Origin of the sequence: Leptospira idonii (assembly GCF_004770995.1) — a bacterium.
GTDB lineage: Bacteria > Spirochaetota > Leptospiria > Leptospirales > Leptospiraceae > Leptospira_A > Leptospira_A idonii.
This window is the reverse complement of the sequence record NZ_RQHW01000065.1, coordinates 72,564-90,781: the sequence shown is the minus strand read 5'-3', so window position 1 is coordinate 90,781 and position 18,218 is coordinate 72,564. Positions and strand designations below refer to the sequence as shown.

At 41.9% G+C, this 18,218-nt stretch carries 15 protein-coding genes and 2 tRNA genes; 9 read left to right on the top strand and 8 right to left on the bottom strand.

The annotated features are described in order from the left end of the window. Window positions 1-27 precede the first annotated feature (27 nt). Together nadC and EHS15_RS16540 are read left to right on the top strand one after the other, a co-directional pair. Window positions 28-894 (top strand): carboxylating nicotinate-nucleotide diphosphorylase, encoded by an 867-nt coding sequence (gene nadC / locus EHS15_RS16545; protein ID WP_135761694.1) that lies wholly within the window; start codon window positions 28-30, stop codon window positions 892-894. After that, window positions 894-2,954 (top strand): RelA/SpoT family protein, encoded by a 2,061-nt coding sequence (locus EHS15_RS16540; protein ID WP_135761693.1) that lies wholly within the window; start codon window positions 894-896, stop codon window positions 2,952-2,954. Before nadC ends, EHS15_RS16540 begins: the two co-directional genes overlap by 1 nt. Here the strand turns inward: EHS15_RS16540 and EHS15_RS16535 are convergent. Beyond that, window positions 2,944-4,344: an alpha-amylase family protein gene (locus EHS15_RS16535; RefSeq protein WP_135761692.1), complete on the bottom strand. Its 1,401-nt coding sequence runs from the start codon at window positions 4,342-4,344 to the stop codon at window positions 2,944-2,946. The two genes, EHS15_RS16540 and EHS15_RS16535, sit on opposite strands and share 11 nt — an antisense overlap. Window positions 4,345-4,378: 34 nt before the next feature. Between EHS15_RS16535 and EHS15_RS16530 the strand changes: the two genes are divergently transcribed. The 4 genes from EHS15_RS16530 to EHS15_RS16515 are packed head-to-tail and all read left to right on the top strand — an operon-like array spanning window position 4,379 to window position 9,670. Next, entirely contained in the window at window positions 4,379-6,196 is a 1,818-nt protein-coding gene (locus EHS15_RS16530; protein ID WP_135761691.1) for an extracellular solute-binding protein, read from the top strand. Window positions 6,197-6,199: 3 nt separating this feature from the next. Continuing rightward, window positions 6,200-7,288, top strand: coding sequence for a hypothetical protein (locus tag EHS15_RS16525; protein ID WP_135761690.1), 1,089 nt, complete (start codon window positions 6,200-6,202; stop codon window positions 7,286-7,288). Window positions 7,289-7,316: 28 nt separating this feature from the next. Continuing rightward, window positions 7,317-8,888: a hypothetical protein gene (locus EHS15_RS16520; protein ID WP_135761689.1), complete on the top strand. Its 1,572-nt coding sequence runs from the start codon at window positions 7,317-7,319 to the stop codon at window positions 8,886-8,888. Further along, window positions 8,885-9,670, top strand: a complete 786-nt coding sequence (locus EHS15_RS16515) for a purine nucleoside phosphorylase YfiH/LACC1 family protein (protein ID WP_167884265.1) — start codon at window positions 8,885-8,887, stop codon at window positions 9,668-9,670. The genes EHS15_RS16520 and EHS15_RS16515 overlap by 4 nt, the downstream gene beginning before the upstream one ends. On the opposite strand, the gene EHS15_RS16510 is transcribed toward EHS15_RS16515, so the two are convergent. The 4 genes from EHS15_RS16510 to EHS15_RS16495 are packed head-to-tail and all read right to left on the bottom strand — an operon-like array spanning window position 9,651 to window position 14,130. Further along, window positions 9,651-10,061 (bottom strand): response regulator, encoded by a 411-nt coding sequence (locus tag EHS15_RS16510; RefSeq protein ID WP_135761687.1) that lies wholly within the window; start codon window positions 10,059-10,061, stop codon window positions 9,651-9,653. The genes EHS15_RS16515 and EHS15_RS16510 overlap by 20 nt on opposite strands. A gap of 21 nt (window positions 10,062-10,082) precedes the next feature. Further along, on the bottom strand, window positions 10,083-11,159 hold the full coding sequence (gene leuB / locus EHS15_RS16505) for a 3-isopropylmalate dehydrogenase (RefSeq protein ID WP_135761686.1): 1,077 nt from the start codon (window positions 11,157-11,159) through the stop codon (window positions 10,083-10,085). A gap of 2 nt (window positions 11,160-11,161) precedes the next feature. After that, window positions 11,162-12,373: an aspartate aminotransferase family protein gene (locus EHS15_RS16500; RefSeq protein WP_135761685.1), complete on the bottom strand. Its 1,212-nt coding sequence runs from the start codon at window positions 12,371-12,373 to the stop codon at window positions 11,162-11,164. Further along, entirely contained in the window at window positions 12,370-14,130 is a 1,761-nt protein-coding gene (locus EHS15_RS16495; protein WP_135761684.1) for a phospho-sugar mutase, read from the bottom strand. The genes EHS15_RS16500 and EHS15_RS16495 overlap by 4 nt, the downstream gene beginning before the upstream one ends. 46 nt (window positions 14,131-14,176) lie before the next feature. Here EHS15_RS16495 and EHS15_RS16490 point away from each other — a divergent pair, with 46 nt between their 5' ends. Together EHS15_RS16490 and EHS15_RS16485 are read left to right on the top strand one after the other, a co-directional pair. After that, the gene (locus EHS15_RS16490) at window positions 14,177-15,265 is read left to right on the top strand and encodes a pyridoxal phosphate-dependent aminotransferase (RefSeq protein WP_135761683.1); all 1,089 of its coding nucleotides are present in this window, start codon (window positions 14,177-14,179) and stop codon (window positions 15,263-15,265) included. Then, complete coding sequence (locus EHS15_RS16485; RefSeq protein WP_246052251.1) at window positions 15,238-16,044, top strand: ribonuclease H-like domain-containing protein; 807 nt, start codon at window positions 15,238-15,240, stop codon at window positions 16,042-16,044. The genes EHS15_RS16490 and EHS15_RS16485 overlap by 28 nt, the downstream gene beginning before the upstream one ends. Before the next feature lie 2 nt (window positions 16,045-16,046). Here EHS15_RS16485 and EHS15_RS16480 read toward each other — a convergent pair whose 3' ends face one another. Then, entirely contained in the window at window positions 16,047-16,478 is a 432-nt protein-coding gene (locus EHS15_RS16480) for a CBS domain-containing protein (RefSeq protein ID WP_135761682.1), read from the bottom strand. Between the two features lie 216 nt (window positions 16,479-16,694). Here EHS15_RS16480 and EHS15_RS16475 point away from each other — a divergent pair, with 216 nt between their 5' ends. Beyond that, a complete protein-coding gene (locus tag EHS15_RS16475) occupies window positions 16,695-17,795 on the top strand; it encodes a fatty acid desaturase (RefSeq protein WP_167884264.1) in 1,101 nt (366 codons plus the stop codon). A 162-nt stretch (window positions 17,796-17,957) separates the two neighbouring features. Here the strand turns inward: EHS15_RS16475 and EHS15_RS16470 are convergent. Then, window positions 17,958-18,030 (bottom strand) — tRNA-Ala (locus tag EHS15_RS16470). A gap of 21 nt (window positions 18,031-18,051) precedes the next feature. Next, window positions 18,052-18,125, bottom strand: a tRNA-Ile gene (locus EHS15_RS16465). Window positions 18,126-18,218 lie beyond the last annotated feature (93 nt).

Genomic DNA, 18,218 nt, shown 5'->3' with positions numbered 1-18,218 from the left:
TTTTTTGTCTACTGAAAGGATAGAGATATGACACATAGAGGCTATACCCTTCCCATTTCCAAAATCACCAAAGAAGATTTCAATCCGTTAGTAGCTCTTGCTTTACAGGAAGATCTGCCGGAAGGCGATATCACTACCGATTCTCTATTTTCCGATAACGAAAGCACTACTGCCATTTTGCTTTCCAAAGACACTGGAGTTCTTTGTGGAACGGATGTCATTCCGTGTCTGATCGATCGTTTAGGACAAAATGTAACCTATTCCCCCTTTTTGCAGGATGGAGCCGAACTTTCCCAAGGGCTGAAAATCGGAGAGCTTAAAGGTTCTTTGTCTTCCATTTTGAAAATGGAAAGGACGATGCTGAACTTCATCCAATATCTTTCGGGCATTGCTACAAATACTGCGCAAGTTACAAAGCAATATCCTAATTTAGTAATTTTAGATACTCGAAAAACTTTGCCTGGTTACAGAAAGTTGGCAAAGTATGCGGTTCATACGGGAGGAGGGTGGAATCATCGAATTCATCTTTCCGATATGGCAATGTTGAAGGACAATCATGTGGCGAAGGCCGGGTCGATCAAGAGTGCCGTTGCCGCAGTGAAAGAACGTCATCCTACCAAGAAGGTGGAACTGGAAATCGACAGCTTATCTCAGTTAGATGAAGCAATCTCTTCTTCTCCGGACATCATTCTGCTTGATAATTTTTCGGAAGTAGATACCCGTACTGCCATTTCGATTCTCAAAGGGAAAGCACCCGGAATTCGAATCGAATGTTCCGGAGGAATTACTCCGGAAAAATTATCGTTTTTATCTCAGTTCGAAGGAATCGGGGTGAGTATGGGGTATCTGACTCATACGGTCCGTTTTCTAGACATCAGTTTGGACATTCAGTAATGGGACTTTACCAAGACATCAAAGACAAAACGGAATTATTCGACGCGATAGACAAACGCCTCGGAACCGATAAAGCGCAATTTATCGAAAAGGCTTACGATGTTGCATACAAAATGCACGACGGTCAAAAACGATTGTCAGGCGAACCGTACATCATCCATCCCATGAATGTTGCTTCCATTTTGGATGAACTCGGTTTGGATGAAAGAGCCATCGCAGCGGGGCTACTCCATGACGTAGTGGAAGACACCGAATATTCCAAGGAAGATATGACTAGGGAGTTCGGGGAAGATATCGCTGACTTAGTGGAAGGTGTCACTAAGATTTCGGAAATCAAATCCCAGTCCAAAGAAACGGAAGCTGCGGAAAACATCCGTAAGATGTTACTCGCTACGATTAAAGATGTGAGAGTGATGCTCATCAAACTTGCGGACAAAACGCATAATGTCCGCACCTTGAAATACCAGCCTGTGGAGAAACAGAAACGAATCGCAAAAGAGGTTCTTTCTCTCTATGCTCCTATTGCGGGAAGACTGGGTGTGTATAAGGTTAAGTTCGAGCTGGAGGATTTGGCGTTTCAATCCCTTCATCCTGAAGAATACCAAGAGATCAAAAAAAGGGTCGCTGCTAAGAAGTCCGAAAGAGACGAATACATAGAGAAAATCAAAATTATCCTCAAGCAAAGGTTAGCTGAAATTAATATCGATGCGCGCATCGACGGAAGGGCGAAACATTTTTATTCCATCTATAGAAAAATGGTGACTAAGGAAAAAAGTTTTTCAGAGATTTTCGATCTACGAGCCGTTCGGATCATTACGAACGAAATCAAAGATTGTTACGGAGTTTTAGGAATCGTCCACACTCTTTGGACACCTATCCCGGGAAGATTTAAGGACTATATCGCCACTCCCAAAACAAATCTCTATCAATCCTTACACACTACCGTTTTCGGACCGGACGGAAGGCCGATGGAAGTGCAGATTCGAACGAAAGAGATGAATGCGATCGCAGAAAACGGGATCGCAGCGCACTGGGCGTATAAAGAATCGGCTAATATCAGTAAGTCGAATGTTGTTCTTCAGAACGGAGTCGAAAACGCTTTCAGAACGAAGTGGTTGGAGGTTCTAAAATCCTGGCAGGATCCCAGCCTCGATTCCAAGGAATTTTTGGAAGAACTTCAATACGATCTCCATGAGGACGAGGTTTTCGTGTTCACTCCCAAGGGAGAAATCGTGGAGATGCCGAAAGGTGCCACCGTTTTGGATTATGCCTTTCGAATTCATACGGATGTGGGGCTTCATGCCAGGGGAGGAAAAATCAACGGAAGGATGGTTACACTTCGTACGGAACTTAAATCCGGCGATCAGGTGGAGATCATCACTGAAAAAAGTTCCAAACCTTCTCCTATTTGGCTTCGTATCGTAAAAACCTCTTCCGCCAGACAAAAGTTACGTGCTTATTTCAGAAGACTTCAGGAAGAATCCCAGAAAGAAACCATTGCATCCGTTTTGGAAAATGCGGCTCCCGTCATTGATGAGAACACCTTAAAGGAAATCAAAAAGGTAAAGATCAAAAAGCCCGCTTCCAAAACCAGTCTATCGAAACAGCAGGAGCCCAAAGAATACGGAATCTCCGTCGCAGGCTGGACGGATGTCCCTGTGAGAATCGCTTCTTGTTGTACTCCTATTCCCGGAGACGAGATCGTGGGTTTTATCACTAGAGGAAGGGGAGTGAGCGTTCACAAAAAAGACTGTACCACCGCTTTGAAACAATCCGAGTGGATGAAGACCATTCCTGTTCGTTGGGAAGGGCCGGGAGAACCGATCCCTGTGCAGATAGAGGTAAGAGCTAAAGACGTACAAGGAATTTATCTTTCTATGGTGGAATCGATCTCCACTACGGAGACGAATATTTTGGAAGCGGGCGCAAGTTCTCATCCGAACGGCACTTTGACCGCTAAATTTATGTTAGAGGTGGAGCATTTGGATCAATTGAAAGAAATTTTAGAAAACTTAAGAATGATCCAAGGGGTGATTTTCGCAGAGAGGGTTAAAAAATAAACCATTGGGACTGCCCCGGTTCCAATCGGAAATATATTCCTTTTTCATTTTTCTCGGACAGAGGTTGGGGAAAAGAATGACCGGAAACCAAATCGTTCAGTTCTTTTCTCCAATATTCGTTCATCGGAAGAATCACTCTTCCTTCCGTTGTCCTGTTTCCTTCGTTCCAAATCAGAATTTCTTTTTTTGTCTCTCCCTCTAAAAGACGAACTAGAACTTTTCCTTCTCCGAACATTTCCGTTTTAGGTTCCGATAAATCCATGTTCTTTGGCCTTTCCTTTAGCGCTTGGAAAACCCTTTCATAAAAGGAAAAGATTTCTAGATTTGTTTCTTCTGCCGCTCTCCGAATCATTTGCACAGGATGTTTTTTCAAATACCCTTTGTTTTGATCCTGAAAAAAAAGAATCACTCCCGGGAGAAACGACAGAATCGCAAAATCATCCTTGTGATGTTTGGCGAATACGGAAGAGGCTCTGGGTTCGTCGTGGTTTTCCAAAAACCGAACGGATTTATTTTGATAATCTGCATCGGCAAGCAAATGTTCTATGACACTTCCTTGATTCGAATTGTGCAGTCTGTCGTATAGAGTTTTGTCGTAGGTTCCGTCGAAACCGAGGCATTGCAGATCGTATTCCCTGTTCCAATAGGCTTCCGCATAAAACTTAAAACTCGGAAATATCTTTTTTACTTCTTCTATGAGTTCCTTCCAATAAGGAAGTCCTGAACGGGAATGGGTTTTTTCGAAGACATCCTGCAAGGGAAGCATAGCCATATCACAACGAACGCCATCTGCTTGTTCTGCGATAGAAAGTAAAATTTTTTTATGAAGATCGATCGTTTTCGGTTGGGAAAAATCCCATTGAATCGTGTCTGTCCAACCGTCGAAGTAAGGATCTTTTCCGTGAGCGTATCTTCTTCCGTTTTCATGGAGAAATGAGTTTTGATCCGCTTCCTCCCTTTCTAAAAAACAATCGGGGTGTTCTGAAATATAAGCGGAGTCGAGAGAGACATGGTTGGGAACAAAATCGACGATCAGATCTTTTCCGAGTGCGTTCAATTTGTTTCTTAATGATTGTAAGGAGGATTTGCCCCCCACAATGGGATCGACTTCGTATCGATAGATGGAATAGGGGGAGCCGTATATATCTTTTTCCGTAAAGCCGGGCAGACTGTTTTCGAATTCTTTTTGAAGGCCGGGATGGCTCTTTGCTATTTGCCCGGAACCTGGACTGTTTTCCCAAATGCCCATCATCCAAATTTGATCCGAGGCGGAAAAGGGAGAAGTCTCCCCTATGAGGGAAGGAAGATCTTCCAAACGACATCCGTTTTCCAGACAAAAAAGCCTTGAGTTGATCTCGTACAGCCAGGTTTGATGGAAGTGGTGTTTCATTTAAGAAGACCCAGTTTAACAAAAGGAAATTTAAATGCGCAAGTCTCTTTTGCTTCTTTACTCTTTTTTGATTTTGAGTTTATTTTCTGTGTTTCAATGCAGCGAGTCGGATTCAGGCCAAGAAACTCTTTCTTCTAAAGTAGAAGACCTGCCTTGGACAGGAGATGAAAAAACGATTCCTGGTGCTTTGAGGGAGACCAACCCCATTGCAAGTCCCGAAGCGAAAAAAGGAGGGAGAATTCGAATCTATTCCCATCAATTCCCTAAATCCTTGAATTATTATCTGGATCAATTCACAACCACCGCTCGAATTTTTACTTCTCTTTACGAACCGCTGACTGCCTATCATCCAGTGACTTTGGAAACCATTCCTTATTTAGCAAAGGCTTGGAAAATTTCACCTGACAAACGTAAGTTTACTTTCTATTTGGATCAGAATGCGAAATGGTCCGACGGAAAACCTGTCACTGCAGATGACGTTTTGTTCACTTATGATACGATCATGAATCCTAAGAATGCGACTGCCGTGTTTAGAATCGTGTTAACCAGATTTTCCAAACCGGTAAAGGAGGACGATTATACGGTATCCTTCGAAGTGAAGGACGTTCATTGGAACAATTTCAATGATTTATCTTCCAGCATCTTCATACTTCCTAAACATCATTTCGAAGGGAAAGACTTCAATAAGGAGAATTTCGAATTCCCGGTAGTTTCCGGTCCTTATAAAATCGTGGAATCGAAAAAGAACAGATACATCAAACTGGAGAGAAGAGGGGATTGGTGGCAAAGATCATATCCTTTCAATAAGGGAAGATACAACTTCGATCAAATCGTCTATAAAGTTTACAACGAAGAAGCTGTCGCATTGCAGGCGTTTAAAAAAGGAGATATCGATATTTATCCGGTCTATTCCGCTTTCGTTTGGGTGGAAGAAGCGAAAGGAGAAGCTTTCGATCGAAATTGGATCGCCAAACAAAGAGTATTTAACTTGAAGCCGATCGGATTCCAAGGTTGGGCGATGAACACAAGAAGGGATATTTTTTCCGACAAAAGAGTGAGAGAGGCGATGGCTCACTTGGTGGATCGCAGAACCATGATCGATAAACTTGCGTATGGCGAGTATGATCCTACGGACAGTTATTATCCCGATTATTATTTCGGTTCGGAAAAAAATCCCAATCCTCCCGTTACATTCGATATGAAAAAAGCGAGAAAACTTTTGGAAGAGGCCGGATGGAAACCGAATGCGCAAGGGATTTTAGAAAAAAACGGAAAACCGTTTCAGTTTACCATTTTGGATCGCGATAAAAAGACTGAAAAATATTTCACAGTGTTTTTGGAAAAAGCAAAGGAACTGGGAATCAGTGCCAATATAGATACATTGGATTTGGCTGCTTGGAGTGAAAGAGTAGATAAATACGATTTCGATATGACTTGGGCGGCTTGGGGTTCCGGTGTGTTTAAGGATCCGGAAGCACAGTGGCATTCCAAATATGCGGAAGAACAAGGGCAGCCGAATCTTCCCGGTTTAAAACTCTCTAAGGTAGATTCTTTGATCGATAAACAAAAAACGGAATTCGATTTGGCGAAACGAAATTCAATCGTGAAAGAAATCGACCAATTGGTATATAAAGAATATCCTTATGTTCTGCTTTGGCATCTCCCTAGCACAAGACTATTGTATTGGAGAAAATACGGTCAACCGTCTCTTCCTTTGGGAAAATACGGTGACGAAAGTTTTTCCAGCGATTATTGGTGGTATGACGAAGAGATGGATTCAAAACTCAAAAAAGCCGTTTCCGATAAATCAAGTTTAGGTGAATATAGAACGGAAGTTAAATGGGTGAAATAGGCAATGCCTGAAAAAGAAGAGCCGTCTCGTTCGTTTCGGGAGAGGATCTCTTCTCTTTGGAATTCTTATCCTAATTGGGGAAAAATTCCCCAATTTTTGGATCTTTTGGAAAAGGGTCTGGATAAGGAACTTTTCCATGACCCGGAAAAGGACGAAAACAGAAAGCCCATCCCCATCGAAGATCTGCCTGTCGATGAGGTATTAAGACAGTCCGGTTTTTTAAGAAACTTTTACGAATGGGCCTTTCCTGTATCTCATGTGTTTCGAATCACTCATAGATACAGTAGAGAATATTTAGATAATTTTCTTCCTCTCTCTAAAGAGGATTATATAGGAAGAGGGTCTTATAAATTCGTTTATAAGCTTCCTTGGAACCAGGTAGTTAAGATTGGTAAATCAAAACTACCTTCCGATTCTCTTTTCGGTTCTTTGTATAAGGAAGTGGGAAGAGATATGGAAAAGTATCTCAAAAAAGAGGAAATTGCTCTCAAAAATTATCTGCAGAAACAAACGATATTCGAATCCAAAAGGGACGAGATCGAATTTAAGTTCAAAAGATTGGGTTTGGAAAGGCTTCATTATTGGAAGCTGAAGTCCTTGATTCCGGATTTGGTGATCCCTACTCGTTTTTTTATGGGTCTGAAGGTTCGCAAAACTCCTCTTAGCCCTTCAGTGACATTGACTCCCTGCGACCAACAGCCTCTTCTTCCCGGGAAACACTTGAAAGAGTTCACTACAAGAAATGAAAAAGTGGATCAGAATGCGATTTTAAATAAGTTTTTTCCAAAATGGAAATTGAATTTCGACACTCATAGGTTCGGAATCATATCTAGATCGAAACTGAAAAAAATCGCAGTGGATTTCAATCGAGTGATCGAGGTGACTAAGTTTTTAGCGGAAGAAGAAAAATTGATTTTCGATGTGCATTCGGAAAATATCATCATCACTCTTCCCGACTTCGAATTGAAGATATTCGACTTTCATCTTTTTGACGACTATCTCTATGAACCGTCCATGGAAAATCCGAATCCGGAAATGGATCATATCAATCTAATAGAAGAGTTCATCCGATCCTTCGAATTGGATAAATAAAATAACGCACAATATCCGAAAGGCTTCTATGAAAAAATATCTGTTTTGGGGAACCGCAGTTTTGGCGGTAGTGTATGCAGTATATCAATCCGTTCTATATCGATGGTTATGTGACGATTCCTTTATCAGTTTCGTTTATTCCAGAAATTTGGCGGAGGGATTCGGGCTGGTATTTCAAAAGGGAGAGTATGTAGAAGGTTATAGCAATTTTCTTTGGACGCTTGTGTTGTCTTTGGGGATGTTGTTTTCCCTTTCTCCTTTATTGTTTTCGCAAGTATTGGGGATTTTATGTTATGTCGGACTTCTTTTGTATTTTTTAACTTACGAATCCAGAAGCTTTAAAAAGAATATCATTCCGTTTTTCACTCTCCATCTTTCTCTTCTCTATCATTTTAAAATCTTCGCTACTTCCGGTCTGGAGACTATGGCTTTCATATCCTTTCTGACGATAGGTTTGATCGAGTGGGATCGGAAAAAAGAAAATGCATCTTGGTATTTGTTCGTTGCCAGTCTTTTGCGCCCGGAAGGGATTTTGTTTCTGGGAATTCGTTTTTTATCCCAATATAAATCTTGGAAGAAGTTTTCTATTTGGTTTCCTTGTTTGGGTTTCGGGTTCTTTGAGTTGTTTCGTATTTTCTATTACGGAGATATTTTACCGAATACTTTTTATGCGAAGGCAAACCATCCTTCCTATTTCAGCCAGGGAATTTTTTATCTGGGATATTGGATGAAGGTATATCCTTTTTATCTTCCCGTATTTATAGGTTCCGTTTTTCTTTTGGTGAGAAGTTTCTTCCGAAGAGCAGAGAATGTTTGGATTTCTTCTTCGGTTTTAATCTACATCGCTTACGTTCTATACATAGGCGGAGATTTTATGGGGATGCGATTTTGGATTCCCATCCTTCCTTATCTTTCCTGGATCGTATATCTTCAGTTAAATGAAATTTTATCGAGTCAAATTGGGGAGAGATCGCTTGCATCCGATACTGGCAGTGGGAAGTTCTTTCTCTTCGGAAAAGATAGATTTCCCAGGTTGTTAGTTTACTTTGTTTTCTTTCTATTTTTACTTTCTTCTGCGGTTTACATCAATCCGTTCCGAAATGAGAATTCATCTCTGGCGACTTGGAATGGAATCGGTGAGGAAAGACGGTTTTATGGGGACAAATTGAACTCTCCGAACGGATACGACCGGAATTCACTACAAGGGTTTCGTGTGGCTTTTTTCGGAGCACAGGCTCATTATATCTACTGGATGCGTCCCGATTATGCTTGGGAGGCGGAGTCCGGCCTAACAGACAAGAGGTTGGCTCGTAAATCTACTAGTACTAGAGGTAGAGTCGGTCACGAAAAAGTAACAAATCGAGAAGATATTACAGAAAGAGAGATCGATTTGGTGCTCAGTGATCGTTATCCTGACTTAGATCTTCCTTATATTCTGCATAAGTGGAGGGATTTTGAATGGAAGATCTATGTGGTTCGTTATAAGCCTTCTTTGTTTTTAAATCTTTGCGAGAGGAAACAATGGAATTGTTCCCCGCTTTACAAAGAGATATGGGAGAGAAAAATGGACAGAGAAAAGGAAATCCATTTTTTACAATGAAGGAAAATTCCCGCACAATCGAGCTTCCTTACGGAAAAGTCCATTCGTTCACTTTAGGCAAAGCTGCCTGGAATGAAACTTTCTCTTCAGCAGGTTATCCAAAGGATCCTGAGTCTTGGAGATCCGCCATTAATATTATGGTTTCTAAATATACTCATCTTCCTTCCGATCGAATCGTAGTGATGGATCAAGTTCATAAGAGGGAGATTGCAAATATAGAGAAGGGGAAAATCGGTTATTGGGTTCCCGATCCGAAAGGGTTCGCGGACGGAGACAGTGAGGATCATTCGGACCCTTCCGATAAATCCGGTGACGGTCTTGTTTGTTTCGAACCCAATACTGCTCTTGTTATAAAAACAGCGGATTGTGTTCCTTTATTTTGTTACTCTAAAACGAAACCTATGATTGCTGCGATTCATTCCGGTTGGAGAGGCACATTACTCGGTATCTCCGAAAAACTGGTAAAGTGGCTTTTGTCGGAAGGGTTTACTGAAGAAGATTTACAAGTGTTTGTCGGTCCTTGCATTTCTAAAAAGAATTACATCGTTCAGTGGGATGTTGCGAAACATTTTATGTCCATGCCTCCGGGCGTTGTCATTGAGGCACCCGGGATGGGGTATTTATTGGGAATTAAGGAAGCGATTTTGGTGAGACTTAGAAAAGAGTTTCATCATTTGAATCTGGACCCACAGAACGAAGAAGTATTTCTTTCCGAGAAATACTTCAGTCACAGATCCAAAGATGAAGGCCGCAATATAAACGTTATATTTTGGGAATCTTAACCAAAGTTTCTTTGATTTTTTCCAAAACTTTTTCCCTTTTGATCGGTTTGATGATATAATCCATCGCACCGTTATCCAAAAGGGTTTTCACTACGGAAGGAGTGTTCTCTTCCGAAATGAACATGATGCGAGGAAGCACTCCCATATCTTTCATATCCCAGAATGCCGCATAACCGTCCACTTCCGGAAGGAAAATTTCAATCGTAACAAGATCCACCTGTTGTTTGTGTTCCTTGTACATCTGTAAAAGTTCCTTCCCCGTTTCCGCAACTCCTATGATTTTGAAACCTTCCGATTCCAAAATCTGTTGCAGCTGTTTCGCTTGGAACTTAGAGTTTTCCGCGATCAGTATGTTATACGGTCTGCCTGTGGGAGCGATTCCTGCTTGCATAGTTTCCTCTTAATTTTTTGTTTAGATTGCGTTCTGGATTTGGGCTCCGATATCTTTCGTTCCCAGAATTTTGCTACCTTCTTCCGCGATGTCACCGGTTCTATAACCTTGTTTCAGCACGGTACGGATCGCATTCTCTATCTTCACCGCTTCATCTTCCATACCGAAAGAATATCTTAGCATAAGAGCGCCGGAAAGAATTTGAGCGATCGGGTTTGCGATTCCTTTTCCTGCGATATCAGGTGCGGATCCGCCGGACGGTTCGTACAATCCGAAGCCCGATTCGGAGATGGATGCGGACGGAAGCATTCCTATGGATCCTGTGATGATGGATGCTTCGTCGGACAAAATGTCCCCGAACATATTTTCACAGAGCATAACATCGAATTGTTTCGGTTTTACGATGAGCTGCATGGCTGCATTGTCCACATAAAGGTGATCCAGGCTGCAGTCGGAGAATTCTCTCTTATGAAGATCCACTACAACTTCTCTCCATAAAACGGAAGTAGTTAGGACGTTCGCTTTATCGATGCTGGTTACTTTTTTATTTCTTTTGCGAGCCGCTTCGAAAGCTTTTCTTGCGATTCTTTCGATTTCTCTTCTCGAGTATTTCATCGTATCGTAAGCGAATTCTTCCGGTCCGCTTCCTTCTCTTCCTTTCGGTTTGCCGAAATAGATTCCGGAAGTGAGTTCTCTAAGAATGAGGATATCCAAACCGTCTCCGATGATGTCTCCTCTAAGAGGAGAAGCTTTCTTTAACTCCGGATAGATGATTGCAGGACGAAGGTTTGCGAATAAATCGAAATGTTTTCTGAGAGGGAGAAGGGCTCCTCTTTCCGGTTGTCTGTCCGGAGGAAGGGTTTCCCATTTAGGGCCGCCTACGGAACCGAAGAAGATCGCTTGCGATTCTTCACAAAGTTTTAATGTTTCAGGAGGAAGAGGGGAACCTGTTGCGTCGATCGCCGCTCCCCCGACTAATGCCGGTTCAAATTGAAACTCGTTCTTTTTGGATCCTAAAGCTTTGTTCACAACGTCCAAAGCGACTTCCATCACTTCCGGACCGATTCCATCTCCTGCAAGTACTGCGATTTTTTTCATTCTTATCCCTTTAACACTGATTCTAAAATATCTAATCCCTCTGATGATTTTTCCAAAGAAAGGATCAGAGGAGGCATGATTCTAATTACATTATTGGCTGTGCTGTTGACAACAAGCCCTCTTCGTAAACATTCTTCTACGATCGGTCTGGAGGGAACAGTCAATTCCACTCCGATATGAAGCCCTTTCCCTCTGATTTCTTTGATGAGAGAGGTGTTTGACTTGATTGTTTCCAATCTTTGGAACATGTTTGCGGAAACCGTTTCCACATGATCCAGAAGGTTTCTGGAAAGTATGATTCTAAACGTTTCATAAGCGGCTGCGCATGCTAGGTGGTTGCCTCCGAAAGTGGAACCGTGCATGCCTTTTCCTAAAAGAGAAGTATGTTCTTCCGCAATCACTAAGGCTCCGATCGGAAATCCGGAACCTAGCCCTTTGGCAAGGGTGAAAGCGTCAGGAGCAAATCCGTAATGTTCGAAGCAGAACATCTTTCCCGTTCTTCCCATTCCCGTTTGGATTTCATCGAAGATCAGAAGTGAGTTCGTTTCTTCCGTAAGTTTTCTTGCGAGGTTTACAAAGGATTGAGTGAGAGGAATGATTCCTCCCTCACCGATGATGAGCTCTAAAATTAAACCCGCTATGTTTTCACCGTACTGATCGAACGCTTGGATGAGAGACTCTTCATCATTCGGAGTGATGAAGTGAACGTCTTTTGCCAATTCTCCGAAACCGTCTCTGATGGCAGTGTTTCCCGTCATGGTCATGGAAGAGAAAGTTCTTCCGTGAAAGCTGGAATGAAGAGAAAGGATGACTGGTTTTTCCAAGTTTTTATGGATTCCATGTCTTCTCATCAATTTGAAAGCGGCTTCATTGGCTTCCGTCCCGGAATTACATAAAAACACCTTTCCTGGAAAACTGTTTTCTATGATGACTTGTGCCAATTTTCCTTGTTCTTCCGAATAATACAAGTTAGAGGAGTGGAAGATTTTGTCCGCCTGTACTCGGATCGCTTCGATCAAATCGGCTTCTCCATGTCCTAGGTTGGTGACCGCCACTCCTGAGTGAAAATCGATGTATTCTTTGTTGTTTTGGTCGAAGAGCATCTCTCCAACACCGTATTCGAAAGCAACCGGATATCGGTTGTAAGTATTTAATACGTATTTGTCGGTGAGTTCTTTCGTGGTTTCGAATTTGCTTTTGGTTTCGTTCGTCATATAAGACCTGCTAAATTTAAAAATTCTTTTTCTGCGGTTTGAATTTCTCCGCCTAGGTTTTCCCAAGCAGGATTCAAATCTGCTTCGGAGGACACGGGGGAAAGAGATTTGAAAGAGGAATACACTTTCACTTTAGGTTCCGTTCCGGAAGGGCGGATCGTAAGTTTCGCGTTCCCGGACAATTCCAATTGGATGACATTGGACTTTGGCATTCCTTTGAATGCGGATGCTTTGGAGATTCCTTTTGCGGTTCCTGTTCCGTAATCCAAAACTCCAACCACTTCTCTTTCTCCGATTTTGTGGCCGATTAAATTCTCTCCGCGCAGTTTCTCTATGGAGGATTTGATTTTAGCCTGACCTGCGCTTCCTGCGAGTGTCAGAGAGTAAAGGCTTTCTCTGTAAAGACCGTACTTCAGATAGATTTCATTGAGATAGGAAAGCAGATCTTTTTTTTCCGCTAGAATCTCTACGAATAGAAGTGCGCTGGAAAGAGAATCTTTATCTCTTACGAAAGATACGGGAAGATATCCGTAAGATTCTTCTCCACCAAACAAAAATTTATCGGACTTCTTTTTGTCGATCGCTTTCATTTCTTCTGCGATGTATTTGAAACCCGTCAAAACGTTTTTGATTTTGATTTTGTTCTTTTTGGCGATCGCTTCCTGAAGGTCGGTTGTCACGATGGTTTTCACCAAATGATAGTTCGTTTTGGATTTTTTGGAGGAGGTTCTTTCACAGAGATAAGCTGCCATAATGGAACCGATTTGATTTCCGTTGAGATATTCGTATTCTCCGTCTTCCTTTCGAATCCCCACTCCCAATCGATCCGCATCCGGATCGGTAGCGATGAATACCGCAGCCTTTTTTGCTTTCGCATATTTTTCGGAAAGAGCCAAAGCTTCTTTTTCTTCCGGATTGGGATATTTTACCGTAGGGAATTCTCCGTTCGGTTTGGATTGTTCGGGAACCAGGAAAACGGATTTATATCCGAAAGAGTTCAGGGTTTTTTTCATAAACTCTCCTCCTGTCCCATGTAACGGAGAATAAACGATTTTCAGGTTTTTTCTATCGGAAGGTTTCGCCTTGGATTCCAATTTGGATTTTTTCAATTCTTTAAGATAAGAAGAGAAACAATCCTTTCCTACTAAGCTCACATATTCCTTGTAAGGTTTCGATTTGGGAGAAAGAAATTCGATTTGATTCCAATCGGTGATCGAGGTTATGTTTTTGATGATAAGTCCGTCATCAGGAGGAACAAGTTGACCGCCGTCCGCAAGATAGGCTTTGAACCCGTTGTATTCCGGAGGATTATGAGAAGCGGTGATTACGATTCCACCGCTTGCTTTGTAATAACGAACCGCATAAGAAAGAATAGGAGTGGGAGTGACCGAAGGAAATATTTTAACTTTGATTCCTTGTTTGGCGGCGATCCCTGCGGAAACTTCCGCGAATTCTTTGGACATTCTTCTTGAATCGTAAGCGATGACGATAGATGGTTTTTTATGAGTTTTCTTTAAATGGCGTGCGAATCCTAATGCGGCGCGGCCCACAGTATAGACGTTCATTTTTCCTACACCGTTTCCGATCTCCCCGCGAATTCCTCCTGTGCCGAATTCTAACGGGATGGAAAATGCATCCGTAAGGGGTGTGGATAAATTTGCCTGAAAATCTGCCAAGGCTTGTTTGGCTTCCGAGGTGATTTCAGGAGAAAAAGGAGATTTCGTCCAGGATTGGATGTGGTCTTCTGGTTTCAACATAGCTTACTTGCTATCTTATAGAATCAATGTTACCTGGAAATCAAAATTGGAACCTAGAGAATTTTTCATCGAAGAACGTTTAGAATCCTATCGTAATTCTTGTTTTTGCAATTTGGGCGAGAGCGGGTTCCATGCATACCGATTGGAAGAGATTATGGATTTCGCCAATGTTTCCGGGGAAGAATTGGGGAAATTGACTCTCAATGATTCCCCGAATCGGGGGGGAAATGAGCTTAGGGAAGAAATTTCCAAACTCTATCCGGGAGTAGGTGCGGATGAGGTGCTCGTCACTACCGGCACAAGTGAAGCATTGTATTTGGCCTTTCATCTTCTGTTGAAAAAGGGAGATCGTTTGGCGATTTATTGGCCAGCCTTTCAGGCGCTGTATGAAATTCCGGAGATGTTAGGAGCGGAGATCCTTCGCATTCCCGTAGATAAAAAATTGAATTCCAAGGATTGGGAGAATGTGGACGCCGATCTTTATGTTCTCAACCAACCCCACAATCCTACGGGTGCTGGGTTTTCTTCGGGGGATTGGGAGGATCTGAAACAGATACTTCGTAAAAAAGAGAAACCTGTGTTATTTGATGAACACTATCGTTTTTTGGATTTTGATTCCGATTTGGGAAAAACGGGAGTTTCCACAAAAGATCGGTTTTACGGAACCGGTTCTTTCACGAAATGTATGGGAGTGACCGGACTGAGGGTCGGTTGGCTGATTGCGGACAAAGAGTTCGTAAACAGAGCGAGATCTTTTAAGGATTATTTGACCCATACTGTTTCGCCTATTTCGGAAAAATTGGCTTTGGGTTTATTGAAGAATCGAAGTCGATTTTTACCGGAAATCAAAAAAGAAGTAAAGGAGAATTTGTCCTTTTTTTATGACTCACTTTCCAGGCTAACAGATATTACCGAATTTTCTCAAGTGAGCGGTGGACTTGTGGGTTGGGCGAAACTGAAGCGTGGAATTTCCAGCGAAGAGTATGCGGATCTTCTTATGAAAAAAACGGGAGTTTTCGTTCTTCCCGGAAGCAACTTCGAAGAGGAAGGGTTTCTTCGTATCGGTTTCGGAGAAAAAAAAGAAAGATTCCGGGAAGGGATCGAAAGATGGACAGAATGTTCCCCGCTTCTTTGATCCGATCCTGCTTCGAGGTTTTTACCGGAATCGGTTCCGGCCTTCAGAACAGATTGTACGAACACGGTATTTTCGACTGGCAGGATCTAATCCATCTTCCTTCGGAAACGGAAAAAAAACTGGAAGAACTTTCTTTTCCTTCCTTTCGTTTGCTCCGGGAAGAGATTCCCGTTTTGGAAGAGAATTATAAAAATAAAAACTATCTTTTTTTCGCGGAACGTCTTCCCGACATAGAACTTTGGAGATTATGGGAAGAGTTTCCACATATCTTTTGTTATTTGGATATAGAAACCACTGGAATTTCGGAGGATTCGATCGTCACAGTCGCCAGTTATTTTTTGGACGGAGGAATTCACACCTTTCAAAGAGGGAAAAATCTGGAGTTTATGTTGGATGATATGATCTCCCGACTGATTCTTGTTAGTTATAATGGGAAAAGATTCGATGTGCCTTTTTTAGAGAAAGAGTTCCGACAAAAGATTCCTAACATTCATTTGGATCTGATGAATCTGCTTCATTCTATGGGAATCAAAGGTGGTTTGAAAAAATCGGAAATTCTCTTGGGATTAGAAAGACCGGAATCGGTTCAGAAAATAGACGGAAAGATGGCTCCTCTTCTTTGGCAGACCTATCAAGAATTCGATCATAAAGAATCTCTCGATTTGCTTGTGGAATACAACAGGGAAGACACTCGCAATTTGGAAAAAATTTTAAAAGAAGTAGTGAGACGAAAGAGGGAGGTTTTATCTTCTTTTCAAAACTCTCCCGGACTTTGGTGAAATCAGTGTGGGCCGTACATATACTCTCTGAGTATATGCATTTCTGCTTCCGTTTTATTGAGTTTGGTTTTGACCGCATCTCCGATGGAGATGAGACCTATGATTTTTTCCTCATCCAAAACCGGCATATGTCGGAATCGTTTTGAGATCATCGTTTTGAGGATGTCGTCGATTTCATCGTTGGGACCAGCCACTGTGAGCTGAGATGTCATTACATCCTTTAGTTTCACATTGGCCAAGGCAAGATGGTCTTTTGCAACGACTCGCATCAAATCTCTTTCCGTAAAGATGCCCGCAAGTTTTCCCTGAAAGGTTACGATCACGGAACCGACTTTGGAATCTACCATCAGTTTGGTTGCTTCCAATACGCTTCGATCCTCTTCGATAGAAAGAACGGAGGAGGGTTTATCTTTCAGGATATCTCTTACAGACATGACTAGTCTGGTTTCCTATTTTTTCTCAAAAGGTTCAAGTAGATTTTTACATTCAAATGACATCTTTACTGGAATTCGAAGTCATTTCTCTCCTGTCGGGGAAAGGAGGGTTTTCGGAATTTTTTGCCTTTCTTGACAGTAGGAGTTCCTACATTAGATTCAGAAAAAAAATAACTAGCGGTGTTCATTATGAAGGGACACCTGAGGAATACATTGATGATCCCGATTTTAGAAAAATCCGAACGGAAGAAAGATCTGTCCACCGGCCCTTCCGAGAGACCGGCGACTTTGGACGGTCCTAGAAAATCGATTCGGCCAGAATTATTCAAATCGAATGCAAAGAAGGCGTTTTGGGCCGCTGTGGTAGGTACCACATTTCATCTATTCAGCTTCTCTTTTCTCTATTGGATGATTCGTTATGATTACGATTTTCTTCTTCCTTTAGGTTGGCTCCTTGCCGGGACATCCGTCACCTCTTTGTTTGTTCTGGGACACGACTGCGCTCATGCTTCCTTCCTGAAAAACAATAAAATCAACGATGTATTGGGGCATTTTTTCTTTTTGTTTTCCTTTTATCCCTATTATGCCTGGAAGTTTTCGCATAATGCACATCATGCGCATACGAACAATCTTCTATTCAACGAAAAAGACGTTTATTTCGATAATGCCTGGATTCCTTTCACTCTGAAACAATATTCTTCCCTTCGGAAAAAGACTCCTCTTCGTGCGGCAATCTATCGTTATACGAGATATTTTCCTCCTTTAGGATCCCTTCTTCATAACCTAATCATGCATGCATATCCCGGAAAATTCATCGATTCTCACCGTAAAAAAGTGTATCTGTCGTATGTAGTTTTGTTGTTAGGATTGGCTGGGATTTCCTTCGGACTGGTAGCTCTGACAGGAAAATGGACTGCGATTTTACATTTTTTAGTGATGCCAGGACTAGTGTTTCAATTTTGGATGAGTTATTATACCTATCTTCATCATACTTCCGATGAGATTTATTTTTACCAACCTTCCGATTGGAATCCTTATAAAGGGCAAATCTTATCCACTTATAATTTTTTGAATCCTAAGTTGATTTCCTATCTTCATTTTCATATAGACATTCATACTCCTCACCATCTTTCCACAGCCATTCCTTGTTATCATTTGAAGGAAGCGTATTCCGATTTATTAAAATCCGATTTTGGAAAGGATGTGAAGGAAGGAAAATTCAGCCTTTCTTATCTCTACAAACAATGGAAAAGCTGTCATGTTTGGGACGAGGAGGGGAACAGGTATTTAACTTTCTCCGAAGCACATAGCAGATAAAAATCCATTCCATTTCAGCTCCTCAAATACAAAGGGGAGCATCTTTACAATTCATCCACCAAACAGTTGTAATAAAAATAGATGAGAATAGAAAAAACTGATTGGAAGTGTGCGAGAAGGGGGAGATCGGTTTGGATACTAAGACAGGGAATAGGAAAAATCTGGAGCGTATCGGGATCGAACCGATGACCTTCTGAATGCAAATCAGATGCTCTCCCAGCTGAGCTAACGCCCCGTATGAAAACGGTAATCCTAATGGGCCTGATAAGACTCGAACTTATGACCCCACGCTTATCAAGCGTGTGCTCTAACCAACTGAGCTACAGGCCCTGGATAGAGACAGTGTTTTTCGGCAGGGGCTAACCAGCAATCTTTTTTCTATTTTGTTCCCAAAGAAAAAGAATGGTTTCGATCGAATCTAGG

What these genes read in the sequence shown, in the direction of transcription:
- nadC (WP_135761694.1), top strand. Translation starts at nt 28, where the DNA reads ATGACACATAGAGGCTATACCCTTCCCATTTCCAAAATCACCAAAGAA.
- EHS15_RS16540 (WP_135761693.1), top strand. Translation starts at nt 894, where the DNA reads ATGGGACTTTACCAAGACATCAAAGACAAAACGGAATTATTCGACGCG.
- EHS15_RS16535 (WP_135761692.1), bottom strand. Translation starts at nt 4,344, where the DNA reads ATGAAACACCACTTCCATCAAACCTGGCTGTACGAGATCAACTCAAGG.
- EHS15_RS16530 (WP_135761691.1), top strand. Translation starts at nt 4,379, where the DNA reads ATGCGCAAGTCTCTTTTGCTTCTTTACTCTTTTTTGATTTTGAGTTTA.
- EHS15_RS16525 (WP_135761690.1), top strand. Translation starts at nt 6,200, where the DNA reads ATGCCTGAAAAAGAAGAGCCGTCTCGTTCGTTTCGGGAGAGGATCTCT.
- EHS15_RS16520 (WP_135761689.1), top strand. Translation starts at nt 7,317, where the DNA reads ATGAAAAAATATCTGTTTTGGGGAACCGCAGTTTTGGCGGTAGTGTAT.
- EHS15_RS16515 (WP_167884265.1), top strand. Translation starts at nt 8,885, where the DNA reads ATGAAGGAAAATTCCCGCACAATCGAGCTTCCTTACGGAAAAGTCCAT.
- EHS15_RS16510 (WP_135761687.1), bottom strand. Translation starts at nt 10,061, where the DNA reads ATGCAAGCAGGAATCGCTCCCACAGGCAGACCGTATAACATACTGATC.
- leuB (WP_135761686.1), bottom strand. Translation starts at nt 11,159, where the DNA reads ATGAAAAAAATCGCAGTACTTGCAGGAGATGGAATCGGTCCGGAAGTG.
- EHS15_RS16500 (WP_135761685.1), bottom strand. Translation starts at nt 12,373, where the DNA reads ATGACGAACGAAACCAAAAGCAAATTCGAAACCACGAAAGAACTCACC.
- EHS15_RS16495 (WP_135761684.1), bottom strand. Translation starts at nt 14,130, where the DNA reads ATGTTGAAACCAGAAGACCACATCCAATCCTGGACGAAATCTCCTTTT.
- EHS15_RS16485 (WP_246052251.1), top strand. Translation starts at nt 15,238, where the DNA reads ATGGACAGAATGTTCCCCGCTTCTTTGATCCGATCCTGCTTCGAGGTT.
- EHS15_RS16480 (WP_135761682.1), bottom strand. Translation starts at nt 16,478, where the DNA reads ATGTCTGTAAGAGATATCCTGAAAGATAAACCCTCCTCCGTTCTTTCT.
- EHS15_RS16475 (WP_167884264.1), top strand. Translation starts at nt 16,695, where the DNA reads ATGATCCCGATTTTAGAAAAATCCGAACGGAAGAAAGATCTGTCCACC.